16 protein-coding genes are annotated in these 17,558 nt (G+C 70.7%); 12 read left to right on the top strand and 4 right to left on the bottom strand.

Going from position 1 to position 17,558, the window contains the following annotated elements; genetic code table 11:
* Positions 1-122: 122 nt before the first annotated feature.
* From QM597_RS06455 to QM597_RS06445, 3 genes are all read right to left on the bottom strand, one after another.
* A complete protein-coding gene (locus tag QM597_RS06455) occupies positions 123-1,124 on the bottom strand; it encodes a DUF5667 domain-containing protein (RefSeq protein ID WP_415004048.1) in 1,002 nt (333 codons plus the stop codon).
* A 106-nt stretch (positions 1,125-1,230) separates the two neighbouring features.
* Entirely contained in the window at positions 1,231-1,926 is a 696-nt protein-coding gene (locus tag QM597_RS06450) for a sigma-70 family RNA polymerase sigma factor (protein ID WP_415004047.1), read from the bottom strand.
* Positions 1,927-1,999: 73 nt separating this feature from the next.
* Positions 2,000-2,896, bottom strand: a complete 897-nt coding sequence (locus QM597_RS06445; protein WP_415004046.1) for an HAD family hydrolase — start codon at positions 2,894-2,896, stop codon at positions 2,000-2,002.
* A 74-nt stretch (positions 2,897-2,970) separates the two neighbouring features.
* On the opposite strand from QM597_RS06445, the gene QM597_RS06440 reads away from it, so the two are divergent.
* The 6 genes from QM597_RS06440 to hemB all read left to right on the top strand — a co-directional run bounded on the left by QM597_RS06440 (position 2,971) and on the right by hemB (position 9,885).
* On the top strand, positions 2,971-4,542 hold the full coding sequence (locus QM597_RS06440; protein ID WP_415004045.1) for a class I adenylate-forming enzyme family protein: 1,572 nt from the start codon (positions 2,971-2,973) through the stop codon (positions 4,540-4,542).
* Positions 4,539-4,814, top strand: coding sequence for a glutaredoxin family protein (locus tag QM597_RS06435; protein WP_415004044.1), 276 nt, complete (start codon positions 4,539-4,541; stop codon positions 4,812-4,814). The genes QM597_RS06440 and QM597_RS06435 overlap by 4 nt, the downstream gene beginning before the upstream one ends.
* A 137-nt stretch (positions 4,815-4,951) precedes the next feature.
* On the top strand, positions 4,952-6,244 hold the full coding sequence (locus QM597_RS06430) for a glutamyl-tRNA reductase (protein ID WP_415004043.1): 1,293 nt from the start codon (positions 4,952-4,954) through the stop codon (positions 6,242-6,244).
* Positions 6,241-7,182, top strand: a complete 942-nt coding sequence (hemC, locus tag QM597_RS06425) for a hydroxymethylbilane synthase (RefSeq protein ID WP_415004042.1) — start codon at positions 6,241-6,243, stop codon at positions 7,180-7,182. The genes QM597_RS06430 and hemC overlap by 4 nt, the downstream gene beginning before the upstream one ends.
* A gap of 52 nt (positions 7,183-7,234) precedes the next feature.
* Complete coding sequence (locus QM597_RS06420; RefSeq protein WP_415004041.1) at positions 7,235-8,872, top strand: uroporphyrinogen-III synthase; 1,638 nt, start codon at positions 7,235-7,237, stop codon at positions 8,870-8,872.
* Positions 8,873-8,901: 29 nt separating this feature from the next.
* Positions 8,902-9,885, top strand: a complete 984-nt coding sequence (gene hemB, locus QM597_RS06415; protein WP_415004040.1) for a porphobilinogen synthase — start codon at positions 8,902-8,904, stop codon at positions 9,883-9,885.
* A 355-nt stretch (positions 9,886-10,240) separates the two neighbouring features.
* Here hemB and QM597_RS06410 read toward each other — a convergent pair whose 3' ends face one another.
* Positions 10,241-11,407 (bottom strand): lytic transglycosylase domain-containing protein, encoded by a 1,167-nt coding sequence (locus tag QM597_RS06410; RefSeq protein WP_415004039.1) that lies wholly within the window; start codon positions 11,405-11,407, stop codon positions 10,241-10,243.
* Positions 11,408-11,583: 176 nt separating this feature from the next.
* On the opposite strand from QM597_RS06410, the gene hemL reads away from it, so the two are divergent.
* From hemL to ccsB, 6 genes are read left to right on the top strand one after another with little or no spacing between them, the layout of a single operon-like run.
* Positions 11,584-12,900, top strand: coding sequence for a glutamate-1-semialdehyde 2,1-aminomutase (gene hemL, locus QM597_RS06405; RefSeq protein WP_415004038.1), 1,317 nt, complete (start codon positions 11,584-11,586; stop codon positions 12,898-12,900).
* Between the two features lie 42 nt (positions 12,901-12,942).
* A complete protein-coding gene (locus QM597_RS06400; RefSeq protein ID WP_415004037.1) occupies positions 12,943-13,587 on the top strand; it encodes a histidine phosphatase family protein in 645 nt (214 codons plus the stop codon).
* A 5-nt stretch (positions 13,588-13,592) separates the two neighbouring features.
* Entirely contained in the window at positions 13,593-14,162 is a 570-nt protein-coding gene (locus QM597_RS06395) for a TlpA family protein disulfide reductase (RefSeq protein WP_415004036.1), read from the top strand.
* The gene (locus QM597_RS06390; RefSeq protein WP_415004035.1) at positions 14,159-14,905 is read left to right on the top strand and encodes a cytochrome c biogenesis CcdA family protein; all 747 of its coding nucleotides are present in this window, start codon (positions 14,159-14,161) and stop codon (positions 14,903-14,905) included. Before QM597_RS06395 ends, QM597_RS06390 begins: the two co-directional genes overlap by 4 nt.
* Positions 14,902-16,467, top strand: a complete 1,566-nt coding sequence (locus QM597_RS06385; RefSeq protein WP_415004034.1) for a cytochrome c biogenesis protein ResB — start codon at positions 14,902-14,904, stop codon at positions 16,465-16,467. Before QM597_RS06390 ends, QM597_RS06385 begins: the two co-directional genes overlap by 4 nt.
* Complete coding sequence (ccsB, locus tag QM597_RS06380; protein ID WP_415004033.1) at positions 16,464-17,387, top strand: c-type cytochrome biogenesis protein CcsB; 924 nt, start codon at positions 16,464-16,466, stop codon at positions 17,385-17,387. The genes QM597_RS06385 and ccsB overlap by 4 nt, the downstream gene beginning before the upstream one ends.
* The last annotated feature ends 171 nt before the right edge of the window (positions 17,388-17,558 follow it).

Genomic DNA, 17,558 nt, shown 5'->3' with positions numbered 1-17,558 from the left:
TCAGGACCCGCGAGGAACGAGCGTCCCCCGCAAGCGGGAGGTGCCCCCACGCGCAAGCTCGCACCTCAAGGACCGGGTTCTCGCCTATCCGCGCACGTTCGTCTGCGCGGAACCTGTTACTTCTAGAGGCCGCCGAGCAGGCTCGGCACAACGCCGTCATCGCCGAGGAGGTCGCTCAGCAGCGGGGTGACCACGGGGACCTCCACCGGCGGCACCGCAGTCGGTAGCGGTGTGCTGCTCGGCGTCGGCGTGGACACGGACGGCTGGGGCGTCGACGTGGGGTGAGCCGATGGTGTCGCGGTCGGGGCCGCAGACGGAGTTGCCGACGCCGAGGTGCCGTCGGCGTCGGTGACGATTTCAGCCGTCGTCAGCAGGCTCGGCAGCGTCGGCACCGCACACTCGCCGCACAGTTGACCGGCCTGGGTGACGATCTCGCGGATCGTCTCGATGGACAACTCCACCGGGCCCGTGCCGCCGTCGGCCGGGAACCGGCCGACCAGCCCTGACAGGACGCTGGCGGACTCTGCGGCGAAGTCGTTGACCGACTCGACCGAGGTGCTGCGGCTGTCGTTCTGATAGGCGGCGAACAGGTCGCTGGCACCGGCATCGGCCTGGCTACGGAAGTCCGCAAGGGCATCGGCAGAGCGGTTGAAGTCGCCTTCAGCTGCCAGATACTCGGCCTCGGCCAGGCGCTCACGGGCTTGCGCCAACTGAAACTCGCCGCGGGCGGCGTCGGAGCGGTGCAGCGCCAACTCGATGTTCTCGACCCCGCGCTTGACGCTGTAGAGCAGGTCACCGGGCACCGCCTGGGCACTGGAGGCGACGATGCCGACCCCGCCGACCGCGATCACGGCGGCGGCGCTGATCCGCGCGACGCGGCGACGCCACGGAGTCGCGGTGGACACGGGTGCTGCGGCCGGCCGTTCGGCGACGACGAGCACGTCGGCGGCCTCGGCCATCAGCCGCTCGCGCAGCGCGACGCGGAACGACGCGGCGGGGGTTACGGTGGCGGCGGCCTCGCACAGAGCCTCGGCCTGACGGACGACGTCGCGCACGGCGGCGTCGACGGGGCCGCCGCGTAGGGCTGCCTCGAAAGCGTCGGCGTCGCGCTTGCTGGTTGCCATCAGGATTGCCTCACCAATAACCGGGGGTGTACGTAGGGTCGAACGAGAACGAGACGAGGAGAGTTACGTGTTATGACGCCGATTCGGTGTGTTGTTTTCCTGAGATTCATCGCGCATCCTCCGGCATGTTCTTGGCCAGGCGGCGCACCGCGCGCAACTGCAGTTGCTTGACCGCGCCCTCGCTGCGCCCCAAGGCTGCTGCCGTCTGGGCGATGGAGAGCCCCTGCATGAAACGCATGAGGATGCAGTCGCGCTGTTCCTGCGGGAGGGTGTTGATCGCCTCGCGCAGCATCTCGTTGGAGACGAGCGTCAGCACTTCTTCCTCGGGTGTCGGGGGACTCTTCTTCGTCTCGGGTACCGCGTCGGAGACGATCTCCAGGCGTGCCCGGCTCGACTTGAAGTGGTCGGTGATGAGATTGCGTGCGATGGTCGTCAGCCAGGCGCCGAAATCCTTGCCCTGCCAGCTGAAACGGGAGATCGCGCGCAGGCCGCGCACGAACGTCTCACTGGTGAGGTCCTCGGCCAACTGGGCCGAGCCGACGCGGTAGTAGATGAAGCGGTAGATGCCGTTGACGTAGTGGTCGTATAGCTGCCCGAACGCCTCGGCGTCGCCGGAGGTCGCCAGGTCTACCAGTGCGCGCAGGCGCTGTGCCTCCGGATCGAGATCGGGTTCGCCGGGGCTGCCGCCTGCAGGCGTCTGAGCGGCGGGCAGATCGGCCAGGGCCGCGAGGAGGAAATGATCGTCGGCGTGGGTGCGGGCCAAGGCCACAGCCACGCGCAGACGTCCACAGTTCTCCCACATGATCCCTCCCAGATCACCGGAAGTCTAACCCCCCGCTCGGGGTTTGGCCCAGCGAACGAAGAAATCCCTGAGATCAGCGGCGCAGTCGGCGCGCGACCTGCCAGGCCGTCGAGGTGGCCGCGGCGAAACCGGCGGCCTTGGCACCGGCCACCGCGACCCTGCGGCCGGTGCGGTAGTCGCGGATCTCCCAGCCGTGGGCCTTGGCGTGGGCGCGCAGCGTCGCGTCGGGATTGACCGCGCAGGGGCGGCCAACCAGCGACAGCATCGGCAGGTCGTTACTGGAGTCCGAATAGGCCGAGCATTGCGCCAGGTCGAGGTTCTCGCGCTCGGCGATGGCCCGCACGGCGACGGCTTTGCCCTCGCCGTGCAGCATCTCGCCGACCAGCCGGCCGGTGTAGACGCCGTCGACGTGTTCGGCGACGGTGCCGAGCGCTCCGGTCAGGCCGAGCCGCCGGGCGATCACCTGGGCGATCTCGATGGGCGCGGCGGTGACCAGCCAGACCCGTTCGCCACGGTCGAGGTGGGTCTGCGCGATGGCGCGGGTGCCGGGCCAGATCTTGTGCGCCATGTGCTCGTCGAAGACGTCCTCGCCGATCTCCTCCAGCTCCGCGACACTGTGCCCGGCGATGAACGACAGTGCCGACGAGCGGGCCTTCTCGATGTGCTCGGGATCCTCGACGCCGGAGATGCGGAAGTAGGCCTGTTGCCAGATCGCGCTGGCGAGGTCCCGTGCGGAGAAGAAGTCGCGCCGGTACAGGCCGCGCGCCAGGTGGAAGATCGAGGCACCCTGCATGATCGTGTTGTCGACATCGAAGAAGGCTGCCGCACTGGGGTCGGTGCGCGGGGCGAGCGCGATCTCGACCTCGGCGGCGGCTGCCGCAGCCTGCCCGGCAAGAACCGAGCGTGCCTGGAGGTTGGGGCGCCGGTCGGCCGGTGAGACGGGCCGGGGAACGTGGGGCGGGCGGCTCATGTCGCCACGTTACCGCTCCGGGGTGAGCGGGCGAGGAGTTCACGCGGCCCAACGGGTGTGGAAGAGTGGGTGTCGTGACCGTGAACGTCAGTGAGATCCTCGCGGCAGCGGCCGAGCGGGATCCGCAGGGAACCGCCCTCGTCGAGGTGGCCGCCGACGGCTCGCGCCCGCGCCGCGCCGTCACCTGGGCCGAACTCGACGCGGCCGCCGACACCGTTGCGCGCGGCCTGAGCGCTCGCGGCCTGCGGGCCGGTCAGCGTGTCGCGCTCGTCATGGCCAACCGCATCGATCTGGTCATCGCCTACTTCGCTGTCCTGCGCGGCGGCATGGTGGCGGTGCCGGTCAACCCGCGTTCGACCTCGCGCGAGATCGAACGCATGCTCGCCGACTCCGGTGCCCGGCTGGTGCTGGCCGACGGCACCGCCGTCGACGCGGTGCGCGCCGCCGCGCGGACCGAGCGGCGGTTCACGGTCGTCGTGGACGGCCCGCAGCCGCAGGGCGAGGAGATCGACTTCGCCAGCTTCCTGCAGGCCGCCGTCGAGGCCGACCCCGCAGCACCGGTCGATCCCGAATCGCTCGCGGTGCTGCTCTACACCTCCGGCACGAGCGGACGGCCGCGCGGCGTCATGCTGTCGCACCGGGCACTGCTGGCCAACATCGAGCAGGTGGCCCGGGTCGGGGTCGTCACGCCGGGCGACGTGTGCCTAGGGCTGTTGCCGATGTTCCACATCTACGGCCTCAACTGCGTGCTGGGCCAGGCCGTGCGCCAGGGCGTGCCGCTGGTGCTGATCGACGGCTTCGATCCCTCGGGCCTGCTGGACGTCATCGTTGCCGAGGGCGTCACGAACCTCCCGGTCGCTCCGCCGGTCGTCGCGGCCTGGTCGGGCCTGACCGGCCTGCGCGAGAAACTGGCCGGCGTGCGGGTCGTGGTCTCGGGGGCCTCCGCGCTCGATCCGGACCTGGCGCGCGACTTCCGCGAGTCCAGCGGCCACGTGATCGAGCAGGGCTACGGCCTCACCGAGGCCGCCCCGGTCATCGCGGTCACTCTCGGTGCCGGGCGCGGCCCGGACGGCGGGCCGAAGCCGCACTCGGTGGGCCGGGTGCTGCCGGGCATCGAGGTGCGCCTCGCCGAGGCGGCGGGAGGCCGCGAGGCCGCGCCCGGAGACCCGGCGCAGATCTGGGTGCGGGGCGACAACCTGCTGACCGGGTACTGGCCCGACGGCGGTGACGGCCCGGATGCCGAGGGCTGGTATCCCACCGGCGACATCGGCCTGATCGACGACGACGGCGATCTCACCCTGGTCGACCGGTTGCGTGAACTCGTCATCGTGTCGGGCTTCAACGTGTATCCCAGTGAGGTCGAGGACGCCATCGCCGATGCGCCGGGCGTCGATCAGGTGGCCGTCGTCGGCCTGCCCGACGAGGAGACCGGCGAACGTGTCGTGGCCTTCGTCGTACCGCTCGGCGGTAGCGACGATGCCGAGGTGCGCGCCGCAGTGGAGGCGGTGTGCCGTACGAAGCTGGCCCGGTTCAAGCAGCCTCGTACGGTGGAGATCGTGAGCGGGCTGCCTTACTCGGCCACCGGCAAGGTCGCCAAGGGCCGCCTGCGCGCGCTGGCCCGTGGCAGCGCCCTGGGGCTGCGGTGACCGAGACGCCGCAGGTCGTCGCCGCCGAGGCGGCCAGGGTCGTCGTGCTGACCCGCGCGGGCTGTCACTTGTGCGAGGTCGCCGAACAGGTCGTCGAGCAGGTGGTGGCGCAGACCGGCGACACCTGGGCGGCGATCGATGTCGACGCCGATCCGGCTCTGGCCGCGCGCTACACCGACGAGGTCCCGGTGACCTTCGTCGACGGACGGCAGCACGATTTCTGGCGCGTCGACCCCGACCGGCTTCGCGCCGCGCTCGCCCGGTCGACGTGACGATTTGGTGAACGCGCGGCTCCGAACATAGACTGTCGGCGCGCTGCGGGCCTGTCCCTATGGGGAAATCCCCGGGTCGAGCGGCGCAGGTGTATGGTGAAAATTCTGCTGTTCGCAACCGGCCAGGCGGTGACCGCGTGAGCGTTCTCGTACTGGGTATGTCGCATCGGACGGCACCCATCGAGGTGCTGGAGCGTGCTTCCCTCGATACCGACGACGGCGTCAAGTTGTCGCACAAGGTCCTCGAATCGCCGCACATCACCGAATCTGTCGTCATCTCGACGTGCAACCGTGTCGAGGTATACGTCGAGGCCGAGCGCTTCCACGGGGCCATCGAGGAGCTGTCGCGGCTGTTCGCCGAGCACGCGGGCCTCGGCCGTGACGAGATCGTCCACTATCTCTACGTCCACTATGACGAGGCCGCAGTCGCCCACCTATTCTCCGTGGCTGCCGGCCTGGACTCGATGATCCTCGGCGAGAGCCAGATCCTCGGCCAGGTGCGTCAGTCGCTGCAGTCTGCCCAGGCCGAGTCCACCGTCGGACCGTCGCTCAACACGCTGTTCCAGCAGGCGCTGCGCATCGGCAAGCGCGGCCACGCCGAGACCAGCATCGACCTGCTGGCCCCCTCGATCGTCACCGCAGCTCTCGACGCTGCGGGTGAGGCGACGGACACGACCCGGTATCTCGTGGCCGGCGCGGGCACGATGGCCAGCCTCGCAGTGCGCACGCTCGTGGAGCGCGGCGTAGCCCCGGCCCGGATCATGGTCACCAACCGCACCTATCAGCGCGCCTACGAGCTGGTGGCGACCTTCGGCGTCGGTGCCGTGCGCTGGGAAGCGATGGACGTCGAACTCGCTGCGGCCGACGTGCTCATCAGCTGTACCGGTGCCACGGGGGTCGTTTTCGACCGTGCCCGCATCGAGCGGGCGACCCCGGACGGGCGGCCCATGACGCTCGTGGACCTCGCCCTGCCGCGCGACATCGCCCCCGATGTAGCCGAGCTGGCGCACATCGGGCACATCGACATGAAGGTGCTCGCCGAGCGCGCCGCCGACTCGGAGGTGGTGGCTGATGTCGCGGCCGTCCGCGCCATCGTAGACGGCGAGGTCAACTCCTTCCTCGCGGCCAAGGCCGCCTCGCGGGTGACGCCGACCGTTGTCGCGCTGCGCGGCATGGCCACCGAGATCGTCCAGGCCGAGACGGCCCGGCTGGAATCGCGCCTCGGCGACCTGACCGATGCCCAGCGCGCCGAGGTGCGTCAGGCGCTCAAGCGCGTCTCCGACAAGCTGCTCCATCAGCCGACCGTGCGGGTGCAGCAGTTGGTCGACGGGCCGGCGGGGCTGACCTACGCCGACGCCCTGGCCGATCTGTTCGCGCTCGATCCGGCGGCCGTCCAGGCGGTTTCTGCCGTGGGGGAGGGGTCCGCATGAGCCAGGAACCCCTGCGCCTGGGCACCCGTGCCAGCGCGCTGGCACGCACCCAGTCCGGACACGTCGCCGACCAGGTGCGGGCCGCGACCGGCCGCGAGGTCGAGTTCGTCACGATCAGCACCGAGGGCGACCGCTCGAACGCGCCGCTGGACCAGATCGGCGGCACCGGCGTCTTCGTGGCGGCCTTGCGCGAGGCGCTGCTGCGCGACGAGGTCGACTTCGCCGTGCATTCGCTCAAGGACCTGCCGACTGCGGACGACCCGCGACTACGGATCGCCGCGATTCCGGCGCGCGAGGACGTCCGCGACGTGCTCGTCGCCCGAGACGGCCTGACCCTCGGCGAGCTGCCGGTCGGGGCTGTCGTCGCGACCGGCTCGCCGCGCCGCGCCGCGCAGATCCGCGCCCTCGGCCTCGGGGTCGAGATCGTGCCGATCCGCGGCAACGTCGACACCCGGCTCGGCAAGGTCGCCTCCGGCGAGGTCGACGCCGTGGTGCTCGCCCGAGCCGGGCTGCTGCGCCTGGGCCGTGCCGGCGAGGCCACCGAGATACTCGACCCGATCCAGGTGCTGCCCGCGCCCGGACAGGGCGCGCTGGCCGTCGAGTGCCGGGCCGACCGTCCAGACCTGATCGCGCTGCTCGCCGACGCCCTCGACGACGCCGACACCCGTGCCGCCGCCACTGCCGAGCGTGCGCTGCTGGCCGCGCTGGAGGCCGGCTGCAGCGCACCGGTCGGCGCGCTCGCCGAGGTCGCCTCCGGCGAGGACGGCGACGAGTTGTGGCTGCGCGCCGTCGTGGCCGCGCCGGACGGCTCGCACACGATCCGCCTGTCCGCGACCGGGGTTCCCGGCCTGGCCGCCGGCCTCGGTCAGGACCTGGCCGCCGAGATGTTGTCCGAGGGTGCCGCCGACCTGATGGTGCCCCTTCCCGTTGTCCCCTGAGTGCCGACCGGCACCGATATCACTCCGCCCACTACCCGAAAAGAAGATCCACGTGAGCACCACCACTGCGACGCCGGACGCTGAAGCGACGGTGCCGACCCGCCGCCGTACGAAGCCGCCCAAGAAGCCGGGACGTGTCAGTTTCGTGGGCGCTGGTCCGGGCGATGTCCGCCTGCTGACCGTCCGCGCCGCTGAGCTGCTGGCTCAGGCCGATGTCGTCATCACCGAGTTGCCCGAACAGGTCTCGCTCGTGACGAACGGTGCCGAGATCGTTGACGGCGGGGTCGGCGAGGACGGCGAGCAGCTGACCCATGCGGCTCGTGCCCGTCTCGTGGTGCGCCACGCCAAGACCGGCGCGCACGTCGTGCGGCTCATCAGCGGCGATCCGTTCACCTACGCGACCGGACCGGAAGAGGCCGCCGCGTGCGCCAAGGCGGGCATCGAGTTCGAGATCGTGCCCGGCATCTCCTCGGTCCAGGCCGTGCCCGCATACGCAGGCGTGCCGCTGACCAACCGTCAGCACCGCGAGTTCCGCGTCGTCAGTGTCGGCGACTCCCAGGTGGCCTGGGAGGAGCTGAGCGGCGACGACACCCTCGTCCTGCTGTCGGCCGTCGCGCGCATCGCTGAGGCCGCCGACGGGCTCATCGCCGCCGGTCGTTCGCCGCAGACCCCCGTGGCGATGACCCGCGTGGGCACCACAACCGAGCAGGTTACCGTCGTCTCGACGCTGGAGGCCATCGCCGCCGACGCGAAGGACGCGGGCATGACCGCGCCGGCCATCACGGTCGTCGGCGAGGTCGTGCAGATGCGCGAGGCGCTGTCGTGGTTCGAGACCAAGCCGCTGTACGGCTGGCGCATCCTCGTGCCGCGCACCAAGGAGCAGTCGGCGAGCCTGGCGGCGCGCCTGCGCGGCTACGGTGCGGTGTCCGAAGAGGTGCCGACCATCTCCGTCGAGCCGCCGCGCAATCCGCAGCAGATGGACAAGGCGGTCCGGGGTCTGGTCGAGGGCCGTTACGAATGGGTCGCGTTCACCAGTGTCAACGCGGTCAAGGCGGTGCGCGAGAAGTTCGAGGAGTACGGCCTGGACGCGCGGGCCTTCTCCGGCCTGAAGATCGCCGCAGTCGGCGAGAAGACGGCCGAGGCCATCGCGACCTGGGGCATCAAGCCCGATCTCGTGCCCTCGGGTGAGCAGAGCGCGCGGGGGCTGGTCGAGGACTGGCCGCCCTACGACGAGACGCTCGATCCGATCAACCGGGTCTTCCTGCCGCGTGCCGACATCGCCACCGAGACCCTGGTGGCGGGCCTGATCGATCTCGGCTGGGAGGTCGACGACGTGACGGCCTACCGCACCGTGCGGGCCGCGCCGCCGCCGGCCCCCACGCGCGACGCGATCAAGTCGGGCAAGTTCGATGCGGTCATGTTCACGTCGAGTTCGACGGTGCGCAATCTCGTCGGCATCGCGGGCAAGCCGCATCCGTCGACGATCATCGCGTGCATCGGACCGGCGACGGCCAAGACTGCCGAGGAGCACGGCCTGCGGGTCGACGTGCTCGCCGAGACCCCGTCGGTCGACGTGCTCGCCGATGCGCTCGCCGCCTTCGGTGCCGCACGCCGGGTGGCGTTCATCGAGGCGGGCGAGCCGGTGACCAAGCCGTCGCAGCGTCGTCCCTCCTCCCGCCGCAAGGCATGACCCGCAGGAGCGGGCGGTAGCCTGCGGGCATGACTGCGCCCTCGCTGCCCCACCGTCCGCGCCGGCTCCGCGCCAGTGAGGCGACGCGCCGGATCGTACGGGAGAACCGCGTCGATCCCGCGCAGCTGATCTGGCCGCTGTTCGTCGCCGAGGGCCTGGACGAGCCGCAGCCGATCACGAGCATGCCCGGCGTCGTGCAGCACACCCGCGCGTCGGCGCGCCGGGCCTACCGGGAGGCCGTCGACCTCGGGTTGGGCGGCGTCATGCTGTTCGGGGTCCCCGAGCACAAGGACGCGACCGGCAGCGGCGCGCTCGACCCCGACGGCATTCTCAACGCCGCCATCCGTGACGCGCGCGAGGAGGTCGGCGACGACCTGCTGGTGATGAGCGACCTGTGCCTCGACGAGTTCACGGACCACGGCCACTGCGGGGTGCTCGACGACGCGGGGCGGGTCGACAACGATGCGACGCTGGAGATCTACGCGCGCATGGGACTCGCCCAGGCCGAGGCGGGAGCGCATTGGGTCGGCCCGAGCGGCATGATGGACGGTCAGGTGGGCGTGATCCGCTCCGCCCTCGATGCCGCCGGCCGCACCGATGTGGCGATCTTGGCCTACACCGCCAAGTACGCCTCGGCCTTCTACGGCCCCTTCCGCGAGGCGGTCGATTCGGCCTTGCAGGGGGACCGGCGCACCTATCAGCAAGACCCGGCGAACCTCCGCGAGGCGCTGCGCGAGTTGGAGTTGGACCTCGCCGAGGGGGCCGACGTCGTCATGGTCAAGCCCGCGCTCGGCTATCTCGACATCGTTGCTGCGGTTCGCGAGCGCACCGACGCCCCGGTGGCCGCCTACAACGTCTCGGGGGAGTACGCGATGGTGGAAGCCGCCGCTGCGCAGGGATGGATCGACCGGGATCGCGCCATTGCCGAAACCATCGGTTCGATCCGACGGGCCGGTGCCGACATCGTGCTGACGTACTGGGCCGCCGAGTACGCCGCCCGCCTCGCCGGATAAGAACGTCCGCCAGTAGGTGAACCTTAGCCAGCGGGGATGGGAGCGTGCGCGGATGGGCGCTGGCTGAGGTGCGGAGGCCGCAAGCGGCTGGAGCCTCGAAGCCGGCGGCGGTAAGTCCCTTCGAGGCTGCTCCTTCGTCGTAGCACCTCAGGGACCGGAGGTAGGTCCCGCTGGCTGAGGTGCGACGAGGAACGAGGAGCCTCGAAGCCAGCGGTGGTGGGTCATTTCGAATGTGCTGTGCTCACACCTCAATGATCGGCTTTTCCTCCACCTACCGTGTGCGCGAAGTGCCCTGAAAAGCGTTCGGTCCCCTCTGACATGAGGGGACCGAACGCTTCGCTGGATGCCGGTGGCGTCAGCCCAGGAGTTCGGCCACGCAGGTCGTCAGAGCCTTGACGTCGAGGACCGAGACGCCGCTCGCCAGGCAGGCGGCGCGAGCCTCGACCCAACTCAGCGTGCTGGTGCCGCTGGTGCCGGACTGGCCCGTCAGGTCACTGGTCAGGCTTTCGACCAGTCCGGTGACGCCGCTGTTGCTGCTGGTGGGCGTGCTCGGCGTGGTGGTGGTCGTGGTGCCGCTGCTGCCCGTGCCCGACGTGCCGCTGGTGCCGTCCGTCGAGGAGGTCGTCGTCGGAGTGGTTGTCGTCGGGTTGGCTTCCTCGGCCGCAGCGGCCTGGCGATCAGCGGCCGAGATCGACTGATCGGAACTGCGCTGCACGAGCGGAGACGACGACGTCAGGTTGTTCGGCGACTGCGTGTAATTGCCCTGGGCGTAGCCGTTCGAGATCGCGATGACCGTGTCGGCGTACGTTTCGGAGCGGTTGTAGCGCAGGACCGCCGAACGGAGTTCGGCCGGGTTGCTCAGGTCGCCGGGGCCGGCGCACAGGTAGATACCGGCCGAGGTGGCGGCGTCGTTGACGTTCTGCGGGTTCTTGACACCGTCGTTGTCGGCGTCGACGCCGACGGACTTCCAGGTGCCCGGGATGAACTGCATGGGGCCGACCGCACGGTCGTAGACCGGATCCTGATCGAGCGCACCGCTGTCGGTGTCGTTGATCTGGGTGGTGTTATTGCTGCCGTTGAGCTGCGGACCGTAGATGCCCGGCGTCGCGGTGCCCGAGGCGTTCAGCTGGTTTCCGGAGATGCGGCCGTGGTTGGACTCGACGCGACCGATGGCCGCCAGCAGGTGCCACGGCAGGTGGCAGCCGGCGTCGGCCTGGGCGAGCAGGGTCTCGGCACGCTTGTAGGCCGAGAGCGCGGCGTTCGGGATGCCGTCGGTCGACAGCGTCGCCACCGTGCCCTCGGTGCCCGCGCGCGGGTCGATGCCCGCAGGGGCCTCGTCGACCACGCTGGCCGGGTCGTCGTAGGCGGTGCTCGGCACTGAAGGGACCTCTCCGCCGTTATCACTGTCGACGGCCGACGCAAGGCCGGAGTTCGCCAATGCGACGCCCCAGGCCCCCACGAGGACAGCCATCGGCACCAACGCCCCGGCCTTCTGCCACCGGGTCAACTTTCCAGCCCGCATCGAGTTCCCTCTCATTGAACGACCCCGGCTTTCGGAGTCGCACCGACCGACATCGTAACCGGAAGTGACGGTCCGACGCCATGTGGACGGCACTCCAACAACGATCCAGATGTGATCTGGGTTACGCATCCTACGACGCTCTCTGCGCGGGTGCCGGCGGGTGGGAGGATGGGCCGGTGGAGACGACACGATCCGAGGCCCTGTTCGCCCGCGCGCAGGCGGTCTCGCCCGGCGGAGTGAACTCTCCGGTGCGGGCCTTCCGGGCCGTCGGGGGCACCCCGCGGTTCATGCGCTCGGGCTGCGGTGCCTGGCTGAGCGATGCTGACGGCAACGAGTACGTCGACCTGGTCGGCTCGTGGGGACCGATGCTCCTGGGGCACGCGCACCCGGAGGTGCTGGCTGCGGTCGGCGAGGCGGCGGCGCGCGGCACCTCCTTCGGCACGCCGAGCGAGCCGGAGGTTGCGCTCGCCGAGGAGATCGTGGCCCGCACCCCCGTCGAGCGGGTGCGCCTGGTCTCCTCGGGCACCGAGGCGACCATGTCGGCCATCCGCCTGGCCCGCGGAGCCACCGGGCGCGACACGATCGTCAAGTTCGCGGGCTGTTACCACGGCCACGTCGATCCGCTGCTGGCGGAGGCCGGCTCGGGCGTCGTCACGCTCGGCATCCCAGGCACCCCCGGCGTGCCCGGCCACGTCGCGGCCGACACCGTCGTCCTGCCCTACAACGACCGCGACGCCGTCACGGCGGCCTTCGCCGAGCTGGGCGAGCGCATCGCCTGCGTCATCACCGAGGCCGCCCCCGGCAACATGGGCCTCGTGCCGCCGGAGCCGGGCTTCAACGCCTTCCTCGCGGCGACCTGCCGCCGGCACGGCGCGCTGTTCATCAGCGACGAGGTGATGACCGGCTTCCGCGCCAGCCGCAGCGGGCAATGGGGACTGGACGGCGCGGTCGAGGGATGGGCGCCGGACCTGATGACCTTCGGCAAGGTCATGGGCGGCGGCTTCCCGGCTGCAGCCTTCGGCGGACGAGCTGACCTCATGGATCTGCTGGCCCCGTCCGGGCCGGTCTACCAAGCTGGCACCCTCGCCGGCAATCCCGTCGCCACCACCGCCGGCCTGGCGACGCTGCGCCTGGCGACGCCGCAGGTCTACGACCATCTACTCGACGTCTCCGGCCGCCTCCAGGAGGCCGTCGGCGAGGCGCTCGCCGTAGCCGGGGTGCCGCACGTCATCCAGAGCACCGGGTCGATGTTCAGCGTCTTCTGGGGCATCGAGGAGGGGGCCGGCGTCCGCGACTTCACTCAGGCCCAGGCGCAGGAGGCCTGGCGCTACGGGCCGTTCTTCCACGCGATGCTCGACGCCGGGGTTTACCTGCCGCCCAGTGCGTTCGAGGCCTGGTTCGTCTCGGCGGCGCACGATGACGAGGCCCTCTCTAGAATCACCTCAGCGCTGCCGGCCGCCGCGTCGGCCGCTGCCGCCGCGACACCGCACTAAACCGGCGACAACCCCCGCCTTCCCACGAATACCGAGGTCCCCATGAGCGCCCGTACGACCGTGCACCTGATACGCCACGGCGAGGTCGACAACCCCGGCAAGGTCCTTTACGGCCGCCTGCCGGAGTTCTACCTGAGCGACCTCGGGCACGAGATGGCCCGCCGCGTTGCCGACCATCTGGGCGGCAACGACATCACGCATCTGGTCGCCTCGCCGCTGGAGCGGGCGCAGCAGACCGCCCAGCCGCTCGCCGACGCGCTCGGCGCGACGATCTCCACCGACCCCCGCGTCATCGAGGCGGGCAACCTCTTCGAGGGCAAGGTCGTCGGGGTCGGGCCGAAGGCCTTCCTGCATCCGGGCAACTGGTGGCTGCTGCGCAACCCCTGGCGGCCGTCGTGGGGCGAGCCGTACACCGAGGTCGCCCGGCGCATGCGGGAGGCGGTCGCCGACGCGCGTGAAGCCGCGCGCGGCCACGAGGCGGCCGTCGTGTCGCACCAGCTGCCGGTGTGGATCGCCCGCCTGGCCTTCGAGGGCCGTAAGTTCGCCCACGACCCGCGCAACCGCGAATGCACGCTCGCCAGCATCACCAGCCTGCACTTCGACGGCGACGACTACGCAGGCTTCAGCTACGCCGAGCCGGCTGCCGACCTGCTGCCGGACTCCGGCGATTTCGTCGGCGGCGCGTGAGCCGCATGGCTGTTCGCCGTCTCGGCGCCTTGATCGCGGTGGCCGTGCTCGCGTTGGGTGCCTGCGAGGGTGCCGGCACGGGCGGGTCGACCGGTGGTTACGTCAGCGCCGACGGCACCGTGACCCTCGTGGATCCGGCCGACCGGGTCGACGCGCCGACGCTGAGCGGCACCGGCCTCGACGGGAAGCCGCTGTCGAGCGACGACTTCGCCGGCCGCGTGCTCGTCGTCAACGTGTGGGGGTCGTGGTGCCCGCCGTGCCGGGCCGAGGCCCCGGTGCTGGCCGAGCTGTCCACGACCTACGCCGACCGGGTGCAGTTCCTCGGCATCGTCAACCGGAGCAACGACGCCGCGGCCAAGGCGTTCAACCAGACCTACGGCATCGACTACCCGAGCTTCTCCGACGCCGGAGGCAGCCTCGAACTGCGCTTCGTCGACTCGCTGCCGTCGCAGGCGATCCCGACGACCTGGGTCATCGACGCCGACGGGCGGGTGGCCGCACGCATCCTCGACCAGGTCGACGCCTCGACCCTGGGCGACATTCTCGATGACCTCCTGGCCGAGGACGGCGCATGAACGACTGGCTGCAGGAGACGGTGATGTCCGGCTCGCTCGCGCTGGCGATCCCGGTGGCGCTGGCCGCGGGCCTGGTGTCGTTCTTCTCCCCGTGCGTCCTGCCGCTGGTGCCGGGCTACCTCTCCTACGTCTCGGGCGTCGGCGTGCAGGATCTCGACGGCGACAGGAAGCCGCGCATCGTGCTCGGCGCGATCCTGTTCGTCGCGGGATTCTCGGTGATCTACGTGGCCGGCGGTGCCCTGTTCGGCGCGGTGGGGCTGCGCCTGGCCCAACATCAGCGGGCCTTCGCCGTGGTCACCGGGCTGCTCGTCATCGCGCTGGCGTTGGTCTTCCTCGGCCTGGTGCCGCGGCTGCAGCGCGACTGGCGCATCCATGCCGTGCCGACGGTGGGCGTCGCCATCGCGCCGGTGCTCGGGGTGTTCTTCGGGCTGGGCTGGCTGCCGTGTATCGGTCCGACGCTGGCCGCGGTGCTCGCGCTCGCCGGGAACGAGGCCACCGCCGCTCGCGGAGCGCTGCTGACCGCGCTGTACTGCGCCGGCCTCGGGGTGCCGTTCGTGCTGGCCGCGTTCGGCTTCGCCCGCTTCGCCCGGACCGCCGGATGGGTGCGCCGCCACCAGCGCGGTGTCCAGATCGCCGGCGGGGTGCTGCTGCTGGTCGTCGGTCTGCTGCTCGTGACCGGCTGGTGGGACGGACTCATCGGCGCGCTGCAGACCTGGGCCGGCGGATTCGGGGCGGCCCTGTGAACCGGCCAGGTCGCGGCGAGCGGGCACCGGCGCTCGGTCCGGTCGAGTTCCTGCGGTGGATCTGGACACAGCTGACCTCGATGCGCACCGCGCTGCAACTGCTGCTGCTGCTGGCCCTCGCGGCCCTGCCGGGGTCGTTCGTGCCGCAGCACGGGGTCGACGCCCGCGCGGTCGAGGCCTACCGGATGCGTCACCCCGCCCTGTCGCCGTGGCTGGACCGGCTGGGCGTGTTCGACGTCTACAGTTCGCCGTGGTTCAGCGCGATCTACCTGCTACTCATGGTCTCCCTGATCGGCTGCGTCCTGCCGCGTACCCGCGTCTACCTGCGTGCGCTGCGCGCCCGTCCGCCGAAGGCGCCGCAGCGTTTCGACCGGCTGCCCGCCTCGGGCGGTTTCGAGACCGCAGCGAGCCCGGACGACGTCGTCGCGGCGGCCCGCCGCACCCTCGGTCGTGCCCGCATCGACGTGGTGAGCGACGGCGACACTGCCGAGGTGCGGGCCGAGCGCGGCTACCTGCGTGAGTTCGGCAACCTCGTCTTCCACGTCAGCATCGTCGTGGTGCTCATCGGCGTGGCGACCGGCTCGCTGTTGGGCTATCGCGGATCGGTCATCGTCGTCGAGGGAGACCGGTTCTCCAACGTCCTGACTCAGTACGACGAATTCACCTCGGGAACGTGGTTCGACCCCGACGACCTGCCCGCGTTCTCTCTCCAACTCGACGACCTGCTGGCGAAGTTTCAGCTCGACGGCCCCCAGCGCGGTGCCCCGCGCCTGTTCGAGGCCACCGGCACCTATCGCGAGGGGATCGACGGCGACGAGCGGGACTACGCGATCCGGGTCAACCATCCGGTGTCCATCGGCTCGACGGACGTCTTCCTCGTGGGCCAGGGGTACGCGCCGGTCATCAAGGTCACCGACGCGACCGGGACGGTGGTCTTCGACGAGGCCGTGCCGTTCCTGCCCCAGGACGCCACCTACACCTCCGGCGGCGTCGTCAAGGTCCCCGACGCGCAGCCCGAGCAGATCGGGATGCAGGGCTTCTTCCTGCCGACGGCGGTGACGACCGGGGAGGACGACGCCTCGATCTCGGCCTTCCCCGCCGCCGCCAACCCGTACGTGGCGATGCAGGTCTGGACCGGAAACCTCGGACTGGACGACGGCACCCCGCAGTCGGTGTACGTGCTCGACACCAGCGACATGACGCAGGTGATGGGCGAGAACGGCAATCCCTTCCGCGTCGAGCTGCAGCCCGGACAGTCCTCGACGCTGCCCGACGGGACCACCGTGGAGTTCACCGCGCTGAAGCAGTTCGCGCGCTTCCAGATCAGTTCTTCGCCGCTGGCCGGGCTGCCGCTCGGCGGTGTGGCCGCCGGATTGGCGGGGTTGGTGCTGTCGCTGTTCGTCCGCCCGCGCCGCACCTGGGTCCGCGTTTGCCGTGACGGCTCCCGTACCGTGGTGGAGGTCGCCGTGCTGGACCGGGTTCCCCGGGACGATCTGCCGGGCGACTTGAGCGCGTTCATCGACCGCTTCCGTGATGCGGTGGAGACCGAGGAGATGCCATGACGAGTGCCGACTACGCCGAGTTCTCCAACTACGCGATGGCCTCCGGAACCGTGGTGCTGGCGCTGGCATTCCTGGCCCATCTGGCCGAGCTGCTGTTCGCCCGCCAGGAGGCGGTCGTGCCGGTTCGAGCCGGGGCGGGTCTGTCCGCCGATGAGGAGGCCGCCGAGGTCGAGCCGCGCAGTGCCGTCCTGAGCCGTATCGGCGTCGCCCTGACGGTGGTCGCGGCCGGGGTGCTCGTGGCGAGCGTCCTCACCCGCGCGCTGGCCGCCGGGCGGGTGCCGTGGGGCAACATGTACGAGTTCGGCCTGACCGGGGTGTCCATCGCGCTCGTGGTCTACCTCGTCCTGGTGCGGCTCGTGCAGGTGCAGTGGGTGGCACCGATGGTGACCGGCTTCGGCCTGGCGATTCTCGGCCTGGCCGGGGTCGAGTACGTGCCGGCCGGCCCGCTGGTGCCGGCGCTGCACTCGTACTGGCTGGTCATCCACGTTGCCGCAGTGATGATCGCCGGCGCGCTGTTCCTCGTGGGTGCGGCGGCCTCGGTGCTGTATCTGCTCAAGGACAGCGCCGAGCAGCGCGGAACCGTCGGGCCGATACTGGCGCGGGTTCCGGAGATCGCCGCGATGGACCGGATCGCCTTCCGGGTACACGCGGTGGGCTTCGTCTTGTGGACCTTCGGTGCGTTGATCGCCGGTCCGATCTGGGCGCACTACGCCTGGGGCCGGTACTGGGGCTGGGACCCCAAGGAGGTCTGGGCGTTCGTCACCTGGGCGGTGTACGCGGGTTATCTGCACGCGCGGGTGACGGCGGGCTGGCGGGGACGCCGGGCCGCGATCATCGCCCTGATCGGCTTTGCGACGTTCGTGTTCAGCTACTACGGCGTCAACACCCTCTTCCCCGGCTTGCACTCCTACGCCAAGTAGCGCACGCGGCGGGTCCCTTCGCCCTTCGAGGCTCGTCGCAAGCTCCTCGCACCTCAGGAACCAGATGGCCGGCGAACTCGGTCATTGAGGTGCGAGCTTGCGAGCCTCGAAATGACCCAGACAGCGGGCCGTTGCAGGGGTCCGTCCCTTCGAGGCTCCTTCGGCGCACCT

The sequence above is a fragment of the Aeromicrobium sp. genome, assembly GCF_047607065.1.
GTDB lineage: Bacteria > Actinomycetota > Actinomycetes > Propionibacteriales > Nocardioidaceae > Aeromicrobium.
This window is presented reverse-complemented; position numbering and strand designations above follow the sequence as displayed.

What these genes read in the sequence shown, in the direction of transcription:
- QM597_RS06450 (WP_415004047.1), bottom strand. Translation starts at nt 1,926, where the DNA reads ATGTGGGAGAACTGTGGACGTCTGCGCGTGGCTGTGGCCTTGGCCCGC.
- QM597_RS06395 (WP_415004036.1), top strand. Translation starts at nt 13,593, where the DNA reads ATGGCTGTTCGCCGTCTCGGCGCCTTGATCGCGGTGGCCGTGCTCGCG.
- hemC (WP_415004042.1), top strand. Translation starts at nt 6,241, where the DNA reads ATGAGCCAGGAACCCCTGCGCCTGGGCACCCGTGCCAGCGCGCTGGCA.
- QM597_RS06390 (WP_415004035.1), top strand. Translation starts at nt 14,159, where the DNA reads ATGAACGACTGGCTGCAGGAGACGGTGATGTCCGGCTCGCTCGCGCTG.
- QM597_RS06455 (WP_415004048.1), bottom strand. Translation starts at nt 1,124, where the DNA reads ATGGCAACCAGCAAGCGCGACGCCGACGCTTTCGAGGCAGCCCTACGC.
- QM597_RS06410 (WP_415004039.1), bottom strand. Translation starts at nt 11,407, where the DNA reads ATGCGGGCTGGAAAGTTGACCCGGTGGCAGAAGGCCGGGGCGTTGGTG.
- ccsB (WP_415004033.1), top strand. Translation starts at nt 16,464, where the DNA reads ATGACGAGTGCCGACTACGCCGAGTTCTCCAACTACGCGATGGCCTCC.
- hemB (WP_415004040.1), top strand. Translation starts at nt 8,902, where the DNA reads ATGACTGCGCCCTCGCTGCCCCACCGTCCGCGCCGGCTCCGCGCCAGT.
- QM597_RS06445 (WP_415004046.1), bottom strand. Translation starts at nt 2,896, where the DNA reads ATGAGCCGCCCGCCCCACGTTCCCCGGCCCGTCTCACCGGCCGACCGG.
- QM597_RS06400 (WP_415004037.1), top strand. Translation starts at nt 12,943, where the DNA reads ATGAGCGCCCGTACGACCGTGCACCTGATACGCCACGGCGAGGTCGAC.